The 18,253-nt window shown below is 49.1% G+C and carries 16 protein-coding genes; 8 read left to right on the top strand and 8 right to left on the bottom strand.

The window, feature by feature from the left end; all coding sequences use genetic code 11:
- Nucleotides 1-45: 45 nt before the first annotated feature.
- Genes ICL07_RS00890 through ICL07_RS00900 form a run of 3 tightly spaced genes read left to right on the top strand, consistent with a single transcriptional unit; the run spans nt 46 to nt 3,624 of the window.
- The gene (locus ICL07_RS00890) at nt 46-1,452 is read left to right on the top strand and encodes a TolC family protein (protein WP_188086065.1); all 1,407 of its coding nucleotides are present in this window, start codon (nt 46-48) and stop codon (nt 1,450-1,452) included.
- Nucleotides 1,453-1,485: 33 nt separating this feature from the next.
- Nucleotides 1,486-2,442, top strand: coding sequence for an HlyD family secretion protein (locus ICL07_RS00895; protein ID WP_188086066.1), 957 nt, complete (start codon nt 1,486-1,488; stop codon nt 2,440-2,442).
- Nucleotides 2,443-2,448: 6 nt separating this feature from the next.
- Complete coding sequence (locus ICL07_RS00900; protein ID WP_188086067.1) at nt 2,449-3,624, top strand: ABC transporter permease; 1,176 nt, start codon at nt 2,449-2,451, stop codon at nt 3,622-3,624.
- Nucleotides 3,625-3,641: 17 nt separating this feature from the next.
- Here ICL07_RS00900 and ICL07_RS00905 read toward each other — a convergent pair whose 3' ends face one another.
- The 5 genes from ICL07_RS00905 to pdxR all read right to left on the bottom strand — a co-directional run bounded on the left by ICL07_RS00905 (nt 3,642) and on the right by pdxR (nt 8,278).
- Nucleotides 3,642-4,175, bottom strand: a complete 534-nt coding sequence (locus tag ICL07_RS00905; protein WP_188086068.1) for a hypothetical protein — start codon at nt 4,173-4,175, stop codon at nt 3,642-3,644.
- Nucleotides 4,176-4,219: 44 nt separating this feature from the next.
- Nucleotides 4,220-4,924 (bottom strand): peptidase associated/transthyretin-like domain-containing protein, encoded by a 705-nt coding sequence (locus tag ICL07_RS00910; protein WP_188086069.1) that lies wholly within the window; start codon nt 4,922-4,924, stop codon nt 4,220-4,222.
- Between the two features lie 87 nt (nt 4,925-5,011).
- Nucleotides 5,012-5,713: a LytR/AlgR family response regulator transcription factor gene (locus tag ICL07_RS00915; RefSeq protein WP_188086070.1), complete on the bottom strand. Its 702-nt coding sequence runs from the start codon at nt 5,711-5,713 to the stop codon at nt 5,012-5,014.
- Nucleotides 5,714-5,746: 33 nt separating this feature from the next.
- Entirely contained in the window at nt 5,747-6,805 is a 1,059-nt protein-coding gene (locus ICL07_RS00920; protein WP_188086071.1) for a sensor histidine kinase, read from the bottom strand.
- Nucleotides 6,806-6,844: 39 nt separating this feature from the next.
- On the bottom strand, nt 6,845-8,278 hold the full coding sequence (gene pdxR, locus ICL07_RS00925; RefSeq protein ID WP_188086072.1) for a MocR-like pyridoxine biosynthesis transcription factor PdxR: 1,434 nt from the start codon (nt 8,276-8,278) through the stop codon (nt 6,845-6,847).
- Nucleotides 8,279-8,367: 89 nt separating this feature from the next.
- Between pdxR and ICL07_RS00930 the strand changes: the two genes are divergently transcribed.
- The 3 genes from ICL07_RS00930 to ICL07_RS00940 all read left to right on the top strand — a co-directional run bounded on the left by ICL07_RS00930 (nt 8,368) and on the right by ICL07_RS00940 (nt 10,769).
- Nucleotides 8,368-9,207 carry a PfkB family carbohydrate kinase gene (locus tag ICL07_RS00930; RefSeq protein WP_188086073.1) on the top strand — a complete coding sequence of 280 codons (840 nt, stop codon included), beginning with the start codon at nt 8,368-8,370 and terminating at the stop codon, nt 9,205-9,207.
- 114 nt (nt 9,208-9,321) lie between these two features.
- Entirely contained in the window at nt 9,322-9,822 is a 501-nt protein-coding gene (locus tag ICL07_RS00935) for a cupin domain-containing protein (RefSeq protein ID WP_188086074.1), read from the top strand.
- Between the two features lie 50 nt (nt 9,823-9,872).
- The gene (locus ICL07_RS00940; protein ID WP_188086075.1) at nt 9,873-10,769 is read left to right on the top strand and encodes a dihydrodipicolinate synthase family protein; all 897 of its coding nucleotides are present in this window, start codon (nt 9,873-9,875) and stop codon (nt 10,767-10,769) included.
- A gap of 44 nt (nt 10,770-10,813) precedes the next feature.
- Here the strand turns inward: ICL07_RS00940 and ICL07_RS00945 are convergent, their stop codons facing one another.
- Entirely contained in the window at nt 10,814-11,164 is a 351-nt protein-coding gene (locus tag ICL07_RS00945) for a VOC family protein (protein ID WP_188086076.1), read from the bottom strand.
- A 131-nt stretch (nt 11,165-11,295) separates the two neighbouring features.
- Here ICL07_RS00945 and ICL07_RS00950 point away from each other — a divergent pair, with 131 nt between their 5' ends.
- Together ICL07_RS00950 and ICL07_RS00955 are read left to right on the top strand one after the other, a co-directional pair.
- Nucleotides 11,296-12,543 (top strand): MFS transporter, encoded by a 1,248-nt coding sequence (locus tag ICL07_RS00950; RefSeq protein WP_188086077.1) that lies wholly within the window; start codon nt 11,296-11,298, stop codon nt 12,541-12,543.
- Nucleotides 12,544-12,676: 133 nt separating this feature from the next.
- Nucleotides 12,677-13,399 carry a DUF2625 domain-containing protein gene (locus ICL07_RS00955; protein WP_188086078.1) on the top strand — a complete coding sequence of 241 codons (723 nt, stop codon included), beginning with the start codon at nt 12,677-12,679 and terminating at the stop codon, nt 13,397-13,399.
- Between the two features lie 117 nt (nt 13,400-13,516).
- Here ICL07_RS00955 and ICL07_RS00960 read toward each other — a convergent pair whose 3' ends face one another.
- Both ICL07_RS00960 and ICL07_RS00965 read right to left on the bottom strand, forming a co-directional pair.
- The gene (locus ICL07_RS00960) at nt 13,517-15,019 is read right to left on the bottom strand and encodes a RagB/SusD family nutrient uptake outer membrane protein (RefSeq protein WP_188086079.1); all 1,503 of its coding nucleotides are present in this window, start codon (nt 15,017-15,019) and stop codon (nt 13,517-13,519) included.
- 27 nt (nt 15,020-15,046) lie between these two features.
- A complete protein-coding gene (locus tag ICL07_RS00965) occupies nt 15,047-18,163 on the bottom strand; it encodes a SusC/RagA family TonB-linked outer membrane protein (protein WP_223151718.1) in 3,117 nt (1,038 codons plus the stop codon).
- Nucleotides 18,164-18,253: the final 90 nt, after the last annotated feature.

The following is an 18,253-nucleotide window of genomic DNA, read 5'->3' on the forward strand; positions in this document are numbered from 1 at the left end:
ATGAACTATGTTGCAACTATCTGTAGATTAAAAACGTGTTTATCAATGAAAAGTAAGCTGTCATTCCTGCTCCTGTCCCTTTTGTTTTACCACTATGCCGAGGCCCAAACAGCGCCCGGTTTCAAAGAGCTTCTTGACAGTGCCATGGTTCGGGATGCCGATCTCAGAGGCCAGCTTACCAAAAACAAACTGACGACGCTGGACCAGCACAAGCTGAAGGATGTATACCTCCCCACCCTGGAGGTAAGCGGCAAGGCGGGTTATCTGAATGCCACCGCCCGTATTATTTCCCCGGAGCTAAACCTGCAACCGTTTCTGACCATCCCCGAAGGCAAGTACAACAACAACATCAATGTATCCGGATTTTCAGGACTGGCCAAAGCTGAGGCCAAGATGCTGCTGTATTCCGGCGGTAAGGTGAAACAACTCAGCAAAGCACTGGAAGAAAAACGGCAATCGGAAACGGTGCTGCTGGAAAAAACATCCGACGAGGTGGCCGCTGTTGTTGCCAGAGCGTATGACCAGTTAGCACTGGTACACCAGTCGAAGAAAGTGCTGGATGAAGCCAAAAGAAGGCTGGATGCCAACCGCGTTACCGCCGATAAAGCGCTGGGTTATGGGTTGATCACACCCTATGACCATAAAAAAATAGAGCTGGCACAGGCCACCCTTAACTCCAAAGTGGCCGAGTATGAAGGCAAAAAAGAACTGCTGCTCACTCAACTGGAAGTGCTGACCGGCATTGGACAGGAAAGGCTACGGCTCATTGAACCTGTGCTGGTACCCGCCGTACTCGCCGCTCCGCAAAAAACAATTGAACAACGAGCCGAAATACGGGCGCTGGACCATGGTATCAGCGCTTCCGGCTACAAAATAAAAGCGGAACAAACCTGGTGGATCCCTAAAGTACAACTGATGGCTTCCGGTTATTATATTGGACTTTATGGCTCCCATGTGAAATCTTCCGAAAATATTATTCCGGCTATACCCGCCATCAACTACCCCGGCCACAAGCTGGACTGGCGGCCGACCAACTTCAATATTTTCCCTATGCTGAGTGCCGGCGTCGGATTTAAATGGGAGATCTTCGACGGCAGGGAGGGAAAACATGCCATCGAAACAGCGCGTATTGACCGGGAACTGTTACAAAACCAACGTTACGACGCCATGCGCAAATTAACGCTCAACCAGGCGAATAATCAATCCAATTATAATATCGCCAATTCCCAGATCGCGCTGAAGAAAAAAGAGAAAGAGATGGCCAACGATGCGCTGGTACAGGCGGAGAAAGAATTCCGGTATGGCATGTCCAAGTCCACCCAGCTGATAGAAGCCGAAAACGACCTGGAAGCCGCAGAACTGGAATACCAGAACGCTATCTTCAATCAACGCAGGGCAGCAATAGAACTGATGCGCTCCACGCAGGAACTGGACATCACCCGATTCTATTGATTGACCACTATTATCCAAACTAATTAGCATACGATGAAAATAACTACACCCATATTATTGATTGGCTCCCTGGTACTGGCAAGCTGCGGTTCCAAAAAACCAGTTACCAACCGTGTAGAGGGAAAAGCGAAAAAAGATGTGATCTCCTTTGCTCCCAAGGTGACCGGCAGAATATTGAATATTTATGTAAAGGAAGGACAGACCGTTAAAAGAGGCGATACCCTCGCCCTTCTGGACGTGCCTGAAGTATCCGCTAAAATAGCGCAGGCACAAGGCGCTGTCAATGCCGCCACCGCGCAGGAACAGATGGCACGCAACGGCGCTACCCCTGACCAGCTGAAACAGTTACAGGCCAAATACAAAGGCCTGAAAGAGCAGTATGAGTTTGCCCGCAAATCATACGAAAGAGCCACCAATATGTTCAACGACAGCCTCATGTCGCCCCAGGCCTACGACGAAATATACGCCAGGTTCCAGGGCGCCAAAGCCCAGTACGATGCCGTGATCGCAGAACTGGACGACGTTAAAAGAGGTACCCGCGTGGAGAAAGTCAATATGGCGGCAGGCCAGGCATCACAGGCCAAAGGCGCCCTGCAGGAAGCCAACGTAGCCTACTCCGAACGGTATGTGATTGCCACCAACGATATGGAGATAGAAACCATCAGCCTCAACCCCGGAGAACTGGCCACCGCCGGTTTTGCGCTGTTCAACGGCTACATCCCCGGCAGTACCTGGTTCCGCTTTACCGTACCGGAAAGTAAAATCTCGCAGTATAAGAAAGGTCAGGATGTGAAAATGCAGGTATTGTATAATAACGAAGAGCTGAATGGCACCATTGCCTATATCAAACAGCTGACCCGTTATGCAGACATTACCACTGCCTTCCCCGACTATCAGCCACAGGATGCGATTTATGAAATCAAAGTGCAGCCGGCTGATCCCGGCAAGAGCAAAGACCTACTGGTAAATGCAAGTGTTTTACTGAAATAATCAGGCATGAAAGAATTTTTCCGATTGTTGAAACGAGAGTTCAAGCTATTCCTGGGTAATGCTACCCTGCGCTCCGTGTTTTTCCTGGCGCCGGTGTTGTATGCCACCCTGATCGGCTTCGTATATAGAAGCGGGAAAGTGGAAAATATACCCGTGATCGTTATTGACAAAGACAATACTCCCCTTTCTAATCAGCTGATGGAGATGCTGAGTGATAACAAAAGCATTAAAACGCTGAAGTACCTGCAGGAACCCGGCAATGTAAACGATGAGGTGATCAGAAAAGAAGCGGCGGCGGTAGTGATGATTCCTGCCCGCTTTGAGGCTGATCTGCTGCAAAAGAAGTACCCAGAAGTAAATGTGTATGTGAACACCAGCAACGTGCTCACGGCCAATTTCGCCTCCAAGGCGTTACAGCTGACCATCGGTACCTTCTCCGCCGGCGTGTCTATCAAAGGCCTGCAAAAAATGGGGATGCCGGCAGTGCGTGCCGCTACACAGTATGAGCCTTTTAAGACCAACTATATCACGCTGTTCAATACAACCAGCAACTACCTGATATTTATGTGGCCAGCTATGCTGGCGGTGGTATTGCAACAGGTGATCCTGCTGGCGATGGCCATTAGTTTTGCAGCGGAATTTCAGCGGGGTTCATTTGTAACGGAATATGCCGGTATGCGTCGTTGGGCGTTTCCGATTATGCTGATCAAGGTGATACCGATCTGGGTGTTTTCTGTCCTGATCGTGTCTATCTATTATCTGATGCACATGTTCTTTAACGTGCCGCTGCCACAGGGCATTCTGAGCTTTATCTGGCTGACAGCCTTCTTTGTGGGTTCGGTTTCCTTTATGGGCGTGTTCGTGAGCATACTCATACCCGATGCGTTAAAAGCTACGCAGGTACTGATGGTGATTGCATCTCCTGCATTTATCATCAGTGGTTTTACCTGGCCTTTAAGTGCGATGCCCACGTTTGTGCAGGCGTTGGCGAACATTATTCCGCTCACACCTTTCCTGCAGGCCTTTAAAATACTGTTGATCCAAAAAGGATCGGTAGAGCTAACGGAGCCTTATATCAGGCATCTGGCGATTTTACTGGTCGTATATGCCGGCCTGGGATGGCTGGCATTGAAGCTAAAGTTATGGTATCTGTTCAGGATAGCAAAAGAGAGCAGGCCTTAAGCCTGCTCTCTTTCTTTTTATTGCACTTCCTGCAACTGTTCCAGCGGCTTATAGCTGGTGATGGACAGCTGCGGCTGCAGCGATACCATAAAGGTATCGTAGGTATCCGGTTGGCCTGTCTGTTCCGGAGATACCAGCAACAGCCGGTCACCGATGATATTCAACAACGTGAACGGCGGCGTCACGTAGATAACCGCTACCCGGTGTTGTTGCCGGTCTTCTATATGAGACTCGATCAACTCCAGATGATACAGTTCAAAAGGCAGTTCCTTGCTGCCAGGGCTATCGGTTACCCCTGGTATCCTGTTACCCAGTTCCCGTATGTATAGCCCTATTGCAAAGCCTACCTTATAATGCAGGGAATTCGATTTCGGGTTGTGGGCTTTTAGCTCACTAAAGGTTTTGCATTGTTTATCCGTATTGTAGGCCTGCGCCTGCATGAGGAATTCCACGTAGGAGTCTTCGAATATTTTTTTCTCCAGATCTCCGGTAGCGTTGGCATCTATGAGCTGTCTGTAGGACAGCGTGATCTGCGCTGACTGCATCTTCATAAAAAATCAGATCGACTGGTAAAAAATTGGTTGAAAGAGATTCATCAGATATTGATAACATGGGACAGGTTATATCCGCCGCCGGCAGCCGGTGTAACGGTAGCCAGTTCTGTCGCCAGTGAGTCGTAGATAATACCGTCGAGATAATTGGTGGTAGGGTTTTGTCCATGTGCCGCATATAACGGTGTCGTATATACTGCGGCGTTAACGTTGTCGGGGAAAGCGATTTGCGTGGTGAGATACAGGGTAGTGCCGATGAAGATTTGTGCATGCAGGTGGGTGCAGCGACCGGGGTACCATCCGGGATAGATAGACAGGAAGTGTACGGAGCCGGCAGCATTGGTATACTGTAACCCGCGACAGAAAACGCGCCCCGTGTTGTTTTGCACGCCCAGGTAACCGTTGTTGACATAACCGGAATAGTAGCCGTCTTTGTCGCACTGCCAGATATCCACCCTTGCATTGGTAACAGGCGCGCAACCTCTGGCAACGCTTTGTACTTTGATATCGATGTTCAGCGGCAAACCAGGTTTGCTGTCCCGGATATCGACGCGGTTGATGGCGGAACCACGGCTGCCGTATAACGGATAGGGACCATCCATATCAGGATCTGTACGTATGCAGGCAGCCTCCGGGTGGGCATTTGCTGCTACTGCCTCAGGGTTTGCATCCTTCTTACAGGCTTCCAGCAATACGGGGGCAGAGATGGCTGTAACAGCCAGTGATCTGAGAAAATTTTTCCTTTCCATAAGATAAAAAATTGTTTAGCTAAATTTCTGCTAACTCATTTTTTTTATCAAGCAGGTATCGGTAAAAGCGAGGGATGTACCGATATGTTATTTACAGCCCCATTCCCGGATATTGTCCGCATAGGTATTGCTGACAGGCAGCGTAGTGCCGGAATGCAGCAGTACCTTACGGTAAGCGATAGCACAGATGCTGCGCACGGCGATGATATAACTGCGGTGGATACGGCGAAAACGGTCCTGCGGCAGCTTCTCCAGTATTTTCTTCAATGGCATCAGCGTGAGTACCGGCCGGGCATTTACGCGATGGATACGGATGTAGTCTTCCAGGCTTTCGATGTATTCCACTTCATCGATCCATATGCGGACCTTTTTATACTCCGCATATACGAAAAAGGACTCCGGCTCGCAAGCCGGTATGGTCGTGTGTTTGAAGTGATACTGCGCCATGGTTTTCTGAATGGTCCTGGAAAAACGTTCCATGCTGATGGGTTTCAACAGGTAGTCCAGCGCTTCCAGTTCAAATCCTTCATGCGCAAAGCGTTTATGCGCCGTCGTGAAAATGACCATGGGTTTTTCTTCCAGTGAGCGGACCAGGTCTATGCCGGTAATATCGGGCATGTTGATATCGATGAACAGCAGATCTACCGGCCGGCAGCGCAGGAATTCAGCGCCCGAGAGCGCATCGTCGAAAGTTTGCAGCAGCTGCAACGCAGGAAACTGCGCGGTGTAGTTCCTGATCAGCTCCAGTGCCAGCGGTTCATCATCTATAGCTATGGCTTTAATCTTCATATAGGCAGATGAAGTAACGGGTTTTCGTACGGGTTAATTTACGGGCAATGTTAATCTAACGATATATAGGTTGTTATCTGTTGTTATGTCCAGCGAATGTTGTTGCGGGTATAACAGCGCCAGTCTTTGCCTGGTATTGGCAATGCCTACCCCGCTGCTGTCGCCCGGCGTTGCCGCTGCATAAATACGGTTGCAGCAGAAAAAATGAATCTGTTGATCTTTTACTTCCAGCCGGATGATGATCGGCGCCGGCAGATATTTGCTGACACCGTATTTAAAAACATTTTCCACGAACGTCATCAGCACCAGCGGGCAAATCAGCTGTTGCTCCGTAATACCGGAAACCTGGTAGTCCACCATCCCCGGCTGCAGGCGCAGTTCCTGTAATGCGATATAGTCGCGGATAAAAGTTTCCTCCTGTTGTAATGGCACGTAGTCGGCACTCACCTCATCTGTAATATACCGCATAATATTCGATAAGCGCAGAATACTGTCCGCAGTGTAATTATTTTTTGTCAGCGCCAGCGTATAAATATTGTTGAGTGTGTTATACAGAAAATGCGGATGCACCTGTGCTTTCAGGAATGACAACTCCGCCCGTATTTTTTCCCTTTCCGCCTTCAATGCCCGCTGTTCTGTCAGCTGCCAGCGGCGGGTAGTGGTGATAGCCGCTCCCAGCGCCATGATCATAAAAAAGATAAACAGGCTGGTGATATCCATCACCGGCGGATCGTACACCCATTCTGCCTTCGCCCACTTTTGGCGGAGCAGGCGGTCGAATGGTTGCAGGTAAAAGATACCAGCGCCCAGCAGTAACACCATAGCGATATAGCCGCCATACCGGCCCGGTATAAAGAAACCGGGCATCAGGTAGTAGCGGTTGAAGTAAAACAGGCTGATGTAACAGGTACAAAATAGCCAGTAGCTATAATGAGTAGCAGGTATGATCAGTTCAGTATATCCCTTCCCGTTAGACATAAACAACAACGGGAACATCATAAAAAGCAGACAACAGACGATGTGAATACAGATTTGAGGGGCTTTCCAGGATAACATATACAAATTAAGGGAAGCAACGGGGTTCTTTTTCATATGTATCGATGAAATAGGGGAATGTACCGATCTATGGTGTTATTTTCCGTCAGGCAGATATTTTGCCAGCGCTTTGATGCCTTCCGTCATGTCTTTTGCAGACAGGGAGCCGAAGCCCAAACGCAGGCCGCTGGCCGTATCCTGGTTGTTGCTGCAATAATTGGGCGGCAGGATTTTGATGCCCTTTGCCAGTAGTTTCGCTGCGATGCCGGTCCAGTTGACCTTTACTTTGGGCTCTATCCAGAAGGCCAGTCCGCCGTCCGGCAGCGTATAATCCACTTTGTTTTTCAGGTGCTTTTTCAGCAGGGCATCGACCACATCCCGCTGACTTTTGTAGTGAGCCGTCACCTTTCTGATATGCCTTTTGATGGTGCCGTCCTGGATGAGTTGCAATACCGCCTGCTCCATGATACCGTCGCCCTGAACATCGATGATCTTACGCAGCTCCCCTACTTTTACGATCAGGTCCCGGTCATTGCTGGCGAGGTAACCGATACGCAAAGCCGGAGCCACCACCTTGCTCATGGTGCCAATATAAACATAGTACCGCAGTTCCGGGAAGCTGGAAAGTGGGAGTAACGGACGGTAGCCGTAGTGAAATTCGTTATCGTAGTCATCTTCGATAATGGTAAAGCCGTGTTCATTGGACAGGCGGATCAGCTCCAGCCGGCGCTGGAGGCTCAGGGTAACCGTGGTGGGATACTGGTGATGCGGCGTCGTATAAATGGCTTTTATCTTCCGGTGTGTTTTCAGATAGGCCAGCACGTCTTCCACCATCAGTCCATCCTTATCCACCCTGACAGGCAACAGGGTGGCTCCGGCCAGCTCCAGCGCCTTCCAGGCCTGTTTGTATCCGGGGTTCTCCACCATAACATAATCACCTTTTTTAAACAGGCATTGGGAAAGCAGATACATGGCCATCTGGCTGCCCCGGGTAATGCAGATCTCCTGTTTATGTACCTGCATCCCACGCTGGTGGTTCAGCATCTGTATAATAGCATTGATAAATTCAGGATCACCAAACTGGTTGCCATAGCCCATCATCTGCCAACGGGCGTTACGGTGGAAGATTTGGCGGTATGCCCTGGCCAGTTCAGCTACCGGCGCAATTTTGGTATCCGGATAACCATCGTCAAAACTGATCCGGCACACGTTTTTCGGCATCTCCTCGCTGGTATGAACAGGATGCGCCAGCCGTTGTTTGGGAAAAGCGGGCAAGGTATCCGCCACAAATGTTCCCTTCCGTTCCCTGGATATAATCCACTCTTCGTTCAGCAATACATTCAGGGCTTCCACCACCGTGTTGCGGTTGATCTTCAGCATTTCGGCCAGGTTACGGCTTCCCGGCAGAGCATCTCCCCTTTTGAGCCTTCCTGATTGTATGTCGCCTATAATGGCGTCCGCTATTTGCAGATAGATGGCTTTTTCCGCCTTGTAGTCTAATCGTATCTCTAATTTCCAGGGCCTGAGCATTTGGACTATCAACTTTTACAAAAATGGATCATTTGAATAGTCCAAAGATATAGTACTTTTATGGAACCGTATTGAAAATTATTGACAGCATGCATCACACCAAAAGGAATATTATCACGGTGCAAAGCCAGGTAGCCAGTGGATACCTGGGTAATAACATCGCTTCACTGGCGATACAGCTTCATGGATTTGACCCTATACAAATACCGACCGTACTGCTTTCCAACAACGTAGAATATCCGGTGTGTTATGGTAAACCCATTGACACCGGGCTGATGGCAGATCTGCTGAAAGGCATCGAGGCCAATCATTTTATAGAAGAGAGTAACTTTCTGATCAGCGGGTTTTGTTATAATACCGGGGCTATCAGTACGTTGGCTGACTTTATCGGGGAGACAAAAAGCAACAGGGGTTACCAGTATATATACGATCCGGCGTTCGGGGACTTCCGGTCAGGCGGGCTATACGTAGACCAAACCGTGGCCGATCATTCTGTCGCTTCGTTACTGCCGCTTTGCGACCTTATTACTCCGAACCATTTTGAACTGGAATATATATTAGGCAGGAAAATAACAACCGCAGCTGCATTTGCAGATAGTTTATCCAGCCACAAGATACTTCGTTCCAAAACAGTCGTCGCTACCAGTATTCATTTTGCGCATACCCCTACAGATATCATCACAGTGGCGGTCTACCGGCAAGGCGAGGTTACCCTTTTCACCGCTCCCCTGGCTCCCATAGATATGGCTGGCAGCGGCGATCTCTTTACTGCCATCCTCGCAGCACAATTAAATTTATCAAATAGTATAGCCGTTGCCGTTAACAAAGCGATGGATTATATATACCAGGTGCTTAACATGGCCCACCGCCAGGGTGAGCAGCAATTCAACGCCACCCTGCTGATGCAGTACGCCCGCCTGTTGGCGTAAACCCTTTTTTTCTGGACTACCTGAATTTACCAAAACTGCACCATCTACCTAATCCAGACTAGCTATACTTTTGTGAGGCAATCATGCAATAATACCTTCAAAAAACTAGCAGCTATGTCTAAATTAGAACCAGCCAGCGCCGTACAAAAGTCTATTCACGCAGCACAAAAACAATTCAGCTCAAAAGACTTCCATCAAACCTTTGCGCGACCTGTATATGTGAAACCCTCACATGTCATCCATAAGCATGTGGAAAAAGCAGGGGAACATAACCAGTTTTCAAACGAGAGGAAACACCCTGTCTTTTTTGTAGACCTGCCGAGCAAAAATGTGAGTATGACCATCGGAGGTTTATTACCCAGCCAGAAAACGCACCGGCACCGTCATACCTACGAGACCATACTATATGTGCTGGAAGGCAAAGGCTGGACACTGGTAGAAGATGAGCGGGTGGAATGGGAAGCCGGCGATGCCGTATATATTCCGTCGTGGGCCTGGCATCAACATCAAAATCTGAGCGACACCGAACCCGCCAGATACATCGCCTGCGAAAACGCACCACAGCTGCAAAATCTGGGTGTAGCCCTCCGGGAAGAGGAAGGAAGAGATTTTTAATAACCTCATCGTGCCTCCCTGTAATGGGAGGCATCTCTAAAAAAAACAAGATGAATAAGATACCATTAAAAGGCGTGATCGCCTATCCTGTTACACCATTTGACCACCACGAGAACGTGGACATCCCACTGTTTAAAAAACAGGTGGAGCGCCTGGTACAGTCAGGCTCGCACGCCATCGCACCGCTGGGAAGCACGGGTGTACTGCCCTATCTGAACGACAGTGAAAAAGAAGCCTTAACCGAGGCCACCATTCAACAAGTAGCAGGCCGTGTACCAACATTGGTGGGCGTTTCCAATCTTACGACAGAGAGAACCATCTATCACGCACAGTTTGCAGAAAAGGCGGGAGCCACTGCGGTCATGATTATCCCGATGAGTTACTGGAAACTGACGGATGATGAAATTGTACAACATTACGATGCGGTAAGTTCCAAAATTTCTATTCCCATCATGGCCTATAACAATCCCGCTACCAGTGGTGTAGATATGTCTACTACTTTACTGAAGCGGCTATTGCAGATACCCAATGTCACCATGATCAAGGAAAGCACCGGCGATGTTCAGCGTATGCATCTTTTAAGAAAAGAGCTGGGAGAAGAGGTGGCATTTTATAATGGTTCCAATCCATTAGCCCTGGCTGCTTTCGCCGCAGGCGCCCATGGCTGGTGTACCGCTGCGCCCAACCTGATACCGGAGTTGAATATCGCGCTGTATAACGCCGTCATGGACAACAACCTGGAAAAGGCCCGGAAAATATTCTATAAACAGGCGGACCTGCTAAGGTTTATTGTGGCCAAGGGATTGCCCAGGTCTGTCAAGGCCGGTCTGGACCTGCTGGGTGTAGGCGGCGGAGCATTCAGGAGTCCGCTGAAGCCGCTTTCAGATGAAGAGATAACGGAGCTGGACAGTATTCTCAGCACCATCAAAGGCGGTGTAACGGTTTAATCAAAAAAGGTTGTAAGTCTTTTGACCTACAACCTTTTTTACTTTTATAAAGACCATACAGCCAGTTCATATCCATCGGGGTCGGTAAAATGAAAGCGACGGCCACCGGGGAAACTAAAGATGTCTTTAACGATCTTCCCTCCTGCGGCTTTCACTTTCTCCAGCGTTTCTTCCAGTTTATCGGAATACAGAATTACCAGTACCGTGCCTTTTACCGGTTTACCGATGGTAAAGCCTCCATCTACATAATCACCTTCAAACGCCGTGTATTCGGGACCGTAGTCGGTGAACTTCCAGCCGAAACTTTTTGCGTAGAATGATTTGACCTTATCGAGGTCTTTTGACAGGAATTCCAGGTACTGCACCTGTTCATGTTTGAGTTTGTTATTTGCCATGGCTCTTGCTTTCGGCAAAGATATGCCGGGAGTACTATCCGGGTTTGGAAAAAAACGACATTTTAACTATTCTACAAATCTATTGAATAGCCGGCTCTTTATTATCTTTGCGGGGAGATAAACAACATTTCATGGGCATCAAATTAGGGTTAAAGGAAAACTGGCGACAGTTCACTTTGCTGGTACTGGTAAATATGCTGGTAGGCGGTATGGTGGGATTGGAGCGGACGGTGGTGCCGTTGGTAGGTACCGAAGAATTTAAGATAGGGTCGGATATTGTGGTATTTTCCTTTATCATCGCCTTTGGTGTGGTGAAAGCCTTCACGAACCTCGTTTCCGGCGTACTAGCCGACAAATACACCCGTAAACGTATTCTTATTGCCGGTTGGCTGGTTGGCTTGCCGGTACCTTTCCTGCTGGCCTGGGGCCCTTCATGGAACTGGATCATCGTTGCCAATGTATTGCTGGGCATCAGCCAGGGGCTGGCCTGGTCTATGACGGTGAACATGAAAATAGACCTGGTAGGCCCTAAAAAAAGAGGGTTGGCAATGGGTCTGAATGAAGCTGCGGGATATGGCGCCGTAGGTTTCACCGCCTTGCTGACCGGCTACCTGGCCGCGCATTATGGCTTACGGCCGGCGCCTTTTTACATTGGCATTTTTTATACGATTGCCGGGTTGGTGTTATCGATATCAGTCATCAGGGACACCCGTCAGCATGCCCGGCTGGAATCGGCACAGGTAGCGCAACAGCAGCTACCGGGAGAGAAATTTCACAAGCCTGATTTGTTGTGGGTATTTAAGGAAACATCTTTGAAGAACCGGAACCTTTTTGCCGTTTCGCAGGCTGGTTTGATCAACAACCTGAACGACGGGATGTCCTGGGGTGTTTTTCCCCTGCTGTTCATCTCCGCTGGTGTAGGTCTTGAGGGCGTTGGCTGGATCAAAGCCGTATATCCGTTCGTGTGGGGTTTCGGGCAGGTGATCACCGGACCGCTGGCCGATAAAATTGGCAGGAAGCCGCTGATTGTCTGGGGTATGTTCGTACAGGCTTTGGGACACGTGGTCATCGGCCTGGAGTTATTTTCCCCGCTGACAGCGGGTTTGGCAGGATCGGTATTACTGGGCATCGGTACCGCCATGGTATATCCCGCGTTGCTGGCGGCTGTCAGCGATGCGGCGCATCCCTCCTGGCGGGCTTCTTCACTGGGCGTTTACCGGTTCTGGAGAGACATCGGTTATGCCGTAGGCGCACTGATGGCGGGTATTGTGGCCGGTTTCTTCGGATTGGTATGGGCCGTACATATCGCCGGTATCGTTACTTTTTTATCCGGTGTGATGGTATGGCTGCGCATGAAAGAAAACAAACCCCGGCTGTAAAATAAGCATGGCTGCGCGTTGCGGCAGCTATGAACCATTATTTATTTATCACGTAGCAGCTCCGGCTGTCCTTATTCGGGCACGCCCTGCAATGCTGAAAATTTTTCTACCTTGTAAGATATTTTATTCAACTATGCATGATCATCATTATAACCTGTTGGGTGTAACCCGGTTGTTTGTTACCAATTCCGTAGCAAAAAAGACAATGGAAGCATTGATTAACCTGGAAGAACCAGGATGGGAACTGGTAACATCCTGGCTGGAGAACGCCACCAATCAGGTTGTGGTACTTCCTGTCACCCAAAATAAAGCCCGAGAAACTTTATATGAAGTACAGGTAAGTACCCGTTCTCCGATGGGCGCCATTATCTTCAGTAGCGGCGGCATCCTCGTAGATCATGGATGGATCAGGATATTAGGGTCCGGTCATCCTTCCCTTGACAGAACACTGCACACCTGGAATCTGGAGAAAACGATTTTCCCGGAAGAACATACCGGCTTCCTGCTGATAGCAGACGATGCAGTTGGCGGGTATTTCGCCATTAACAGCGGCGGTCTTGGTGAGGATATGGGCAAGGTGTATTACTTTGACCCTACTACCCTGGAATGGGAGCCACTGGAGCTGACTTACACCGAATTTCTTTTATTCTGTTTTGAAGGAGATATAGCCGGTTTTTATAAGGACTTGCGTTGGGAAGATTGGCAAGCAGAAGTGTCTACGCTGAATGGTAATGAAGTTTTTGCGTTCTACCCGATGCTCTGGACAGTGCAAGGCAGTGATGTGAATACCAGTAGCCGGCGAAAGGTGCCGGTAGAAGAACATTATCGTTTTACAGCAGAGATGTCACATCAATAAACAAAAGAGCCACATGATAGATGTGGCTCTTTTTATGCCCTGCATCCAAGTCTATATAAATAGTAAACGGCCTTGCAGTCAACCACTGCAAGACCGTTTACATCCCACACCATCTCTCTAATACCCCTTCGTCGGTACCAGGTTCGGATTATTCCTCAACTCTGTACTGGGTATGGGAAACAACAATTCCCGCTCTGTTAATACCGGTCCATCGGGGAACTTATGCCCCACATAATTATCAAATCCTTTCGTTGTCATGTTAAAGGCTTTGCGGAGCCGCGCCATATCGAACCAGGTAACGTTCTCAAAACACAACTCATACCAACGTTCCCTCCAGATGGCTTCCCGTAGCTGGTCCTGACTTAACCCGGACAGCGCCGGCAGTTCGGCTCTTGTTCTGATGGCGTTGACAGCCTCATATATTTTTGCATTCGGACCACCCACTTCGTTCGCCGCTTCGGCGTATACCAGCAGGATATCGGCATAACGGATCAGTGACCAGTTCAGATCGCTGTTGGCGGTAGTGGTTTGTGCGGTCACGTCAAAGAGTTTATACAGGAAGAAGCCACCCAGCGCGACTTTCTTTCGCCTGTCATCCTGATCGGTGAACTCCGTAAAAAAGAATTGTCCTTCTTTCGCCCGTAAATCGGCAGGGTCGTAAGATTGTACAAATTCTTTCCGGGCGTAGATACCCCCTGTTTCCGCGGAATAGGCGGAGATATTTTTATTGTAAGGAATGATCAGCGATTGCCAGCTGCCGGGGATGACCTGCGTTTTATACTGGATCATGAAGATGTTTTCTTCTATATTTTTCTTTGCCGGATTATGCAGATCATTGTAAGACGTGAACAGTTTAAATTGTTTTGAATCCACTACTTCTTCCGCTTTTTTGGCGGCCAGGTCGTAGTACTCGCGCCCTTTCTGCAACGGGTAGCCGGCCATAGTAAGATATACCTTTGCCAGCAGGGATTTTACGGCGCCTAATGAAGCCCTGCCGGTGGGATCTATCCAGGGTAGACCAGCCTTCTCGGCGGTCAGCAGGTCTTCCACAATCAGTTTATAAACGTCTTCAGGATTGGCCTGTTTGGGTCTTAACTGCTCTGATTTCAGATCTACGGGCTCTGTCACCAGCGGGATATTACCAAACAGCTGTATCAACGTGAAATAATACCAGGCACGCATAAAGTGGGCTTCGCCCAACAAGGCAGTCTTTTCGGCATCATCCATTTTAATGCCCGGTATCCTGGCGAGAGAAAGGTTAGCATTGGTAATGCCTTTATAGTAATTCCGCCAGTAATTTTCTCCATAGCCATTATCGGCGGTATTGCGCAGGTCTTTGATATAATAGCTGTTCACGGCCTGACCCAGGTCGGTACCAGCCTGGCCGGTAGCGAATTCGGTCATTGTCCAGGGACCGCCGCCGAAATCGCCGGCCATCGGGTCGCGCAGACTGGCGTAGATAGCATTAACGGAAGCCCTGGCATGTTCCGGCTTGATGAAATAGTTTTCTTCCGTATAGTTACTGGGATCTGATTCATCCAGAAATTTCCGGCAACCGGTCAACCATAAGCTGCCTGTTGTCAATACCAGCAATCCGTATTTTATGATGGTTGTTTTCATAATTTTCCACTTAAAGATGATTAAATACTATAACCCAACATTCAGTCCCAGCATAAACACCCTGGGCTTTGGATAATCGTACAGGGTTAAGCCCTGATCGAAAGGAGCGCTGGAATTTGACACTTCCGGATCGTAGCCTTTAAATTTGGTGGACAGGAAGAAGTTCTGAACGGAAGCGTATACACGCAGACGGCTCAGTTTCATGGCAGTAACTGTTTTTGCAGGGAAGACATACGCCAGCAATAAGTTACGGCCACGGATAAACGATCCGTCCGTTACTTTGTGACTGTCATTGAAGGTATCGTACCCGGCGCCAATCGGGCGTAGCTGGGCGATATGTGTATTCTGGTTGGTTTCTGTCCAGGCATTCAGCACCGTTTTGTAACTATTGGCAATTCCTTGTCTGTCTTCCGCAGAGTGAATACTTCTATCCAGTACATCGTTGCCATACATAAACTGAAGATCTACCGTCAGCGACCATGCCTTGTACTGGAAAGTATTGAGGAAAGTGCCATATCCGTCAGGGATACCTTTTCCGATGATCACCCTGTCCAGGTCGTTTAACACACCATCGTTGTTGATATCCTGAAACTTCACGTCACCGGGCAGTTTACCGTATTTCGCAGCCTCCGCAGCTTCCTTGGTGCTCCAGGTCCCCAGATTCACGCGGCCGAAGAAAGAACCAACGGGTTCGCCTACACGAATAACACCATTACCAGAGTATATATCGCCATTCACCAAAGACAATACGTTGTTTTTATTGATGGATATATTAAACGTCGTGTTCCAGGTAAAATCATTGGTGGCGATATTGGTAGTACTGAGCCCCACCTCTATGCCTTTGTTTTCCATGCTGCCGATGTTGGAGAATATTTTATCACGACCGGTTGTATACGGCAAGGGAGCATCCAGCAGCATACCATCCACTTTTCTGCGGTAGAGGTCTACTTCCAGGTTTACCCGGTTGGCAAACAAGCCCAGTTCCATCCCGAAATCGATCTGTTTTGTTTTTTCCCAGCGTAAACCAGGGTTGGCAATACGGTCCACACCTACGCCGGAGTTGCGGGCGCCGTCAAAAATAACGCTGTAGTTACCCAGACCAGCCAACGCCCGGTAGGCAGGTATTTCGGAGTTCCCTGTTGCACCGTAGCTGGTACGGAGTTTCAGGTTGGAAATAACAGGAACGCTCTTCATAAAGTTCTCTTCTGTTACTCTCCAGGCAAGTGCCGCAGAAGGGAAAAATGCAAACTGGTTATCACGGCCGAATTTTGAAGATCCGTCCATACGGCCGGTGAAGGTTACCAGGTACCGGTTACGCAGTCCATAATTAACGCGGCCGAAGAAGGAGTTCAGTCCGTTGGCTGTAGCGATCGAAGAGGGTGGCTGGGGACTGGCGCCGGCGCCGAGGTTGTTGTATTTGTAGTAAGAATCTGCGAAACCTTCTGTATTCGCCTGGTTCTCGAAACGATCGATATGTTGCCAGGACACGCCCGCCATCGCATTTAAGGAATGTATATTGGCGAACTCCCGGTTATAGGTCAGATAGTTTTCAAACTGCCAGGAATTATACCGGTTGTTGTTGACAGCGGCATTGCCATTGTCTGAGATGTACTGCATGCCTTTAGCGGCAAAATAATCTTCCCGCTGGTTGATGATATTGGTACCGAGCGTAGACTTTAATTCCAGTCCGGGCGCCAGGTGAATATTAGCATAGAGATTGCCCAAAAAAGTTTGTGTGTGCAGGATAGAGATCCTGTCGGCCGCCACTCTCAGCGGGTTATCGCCGCCTTCCATACCGGGATAATCCCTGTTGCTGGCCCAGGAGCCATCATCATATTTTACCGGGATAATGGGCAGCGCTTCCAGTACCTGCCGCATCATAGTGATACCGCCGCCATCGAGCTGGTCCACCTGTTTCTCGCGCTGATCGGTATAACTCATGGTACCGCCTACTTTCAACCAGTCTTTTATTTTACTGTCGAACACAAAACGGCCGGCATACCGGTCCTGCCAGGAACCACGGGCCAACCCTTCCTGTGTGCGGTAGTTTAAAAAGGCGCCGATACTTCTTTTTTCATCACCATCTGTAAACCCGAGCTGGTGATTTTGAGTAAACGCTTTTCTGAATGTTTCATCCTGCCAATCGGTGTCGTACAGCGGATTTCCCTGTGCGTCGAATAATTTGGGGTTGGTGCGTTTGGTTTTAGGATCTACATATTTGGTACCCGTAGCCCATCCGGCGGGATCGTATTTCTGCGCATTGGCGTAGGCCTGGTCTTCTACGGCCAAAAACTCTTTCGCATTCAGCAGTCCCAGTTTCCGGGGCAGCACGCCTATACTGAAATCCGGATCATAGGTCAGTCTACCGCCACCGGAAGTGCCTCTTTTAGTGGTAACAAGGATAACGCCATTCGCTCCACGGGCGCCATAAATAGCCGTAGAAGAGGCATCTTTCAACACCTCAATCGACGCGATATCATTGGGGTTGATATAGTCGATGGGCGTACTGCCATTTCGCAGGTCCACCGGGTTCAGTATCACACCATCGATCACATACAACGGATTATTAGACACGCTCAGCGAGCTGGCGCCACGGATACGGATATTGGTTCTGCCGCCTGGTCTGCCGGAATTGGAAGATACGTTTACACCGGTAACGCGACCGGATAAACTCTGGTTCAAGGAAGATGCCGGACGTTCCTGCAGCGTTTCAGCTTTCACCGTACCTACTGCTCCGGTGAGGTCCGATTTTTTGGTGGTGCCGTACCCTACAACCACTATCTCGTCCATTTTTTTCACCTGGGGTACCAGCTGAATCACCATCTCAGCCGTGGCCTTCACTTCCTGGGTCGTATACCCGATATAGGAAACTATCAGGACGGCATCATCGGGGAGCCCTTTCAGCACGAATTTGCCATCCGGGTCTGTGGTGGTGGCTTTAGAAACACCTTTTACCTTGATGCTCACACCGGGTACCCCTACTCCATTTTCTTCCAGCACCTTACCCTTCACGTCTATGAGTACAGCCCGGGGAGCAGCAGCATGAAGCTGCGTTACCATCCCCATCAACAAAACAAAAGTGGCATAAATGATTTTCTGGCGCAACGCCATAATTTTAAAAGTTACCGTGGAAAACTGTTTCATAATTAAAATGTTAACAGGTTAAAATTGATCGATGGCTCTTGTTGTAATGTTTAAGCAAAGAAGATCCGTACCCATGGTTGAGCTGCAACC

The organism is Chitinophaga qingshengii (assembly GCF_014529935.1).
Taxonomy (GTDB): Bacteria; Bacteroidota; Bacteroidia; order Chitinophagales; family Chitinophagaceae; genus Chitinophaga; species Chitinophaga qingshengii.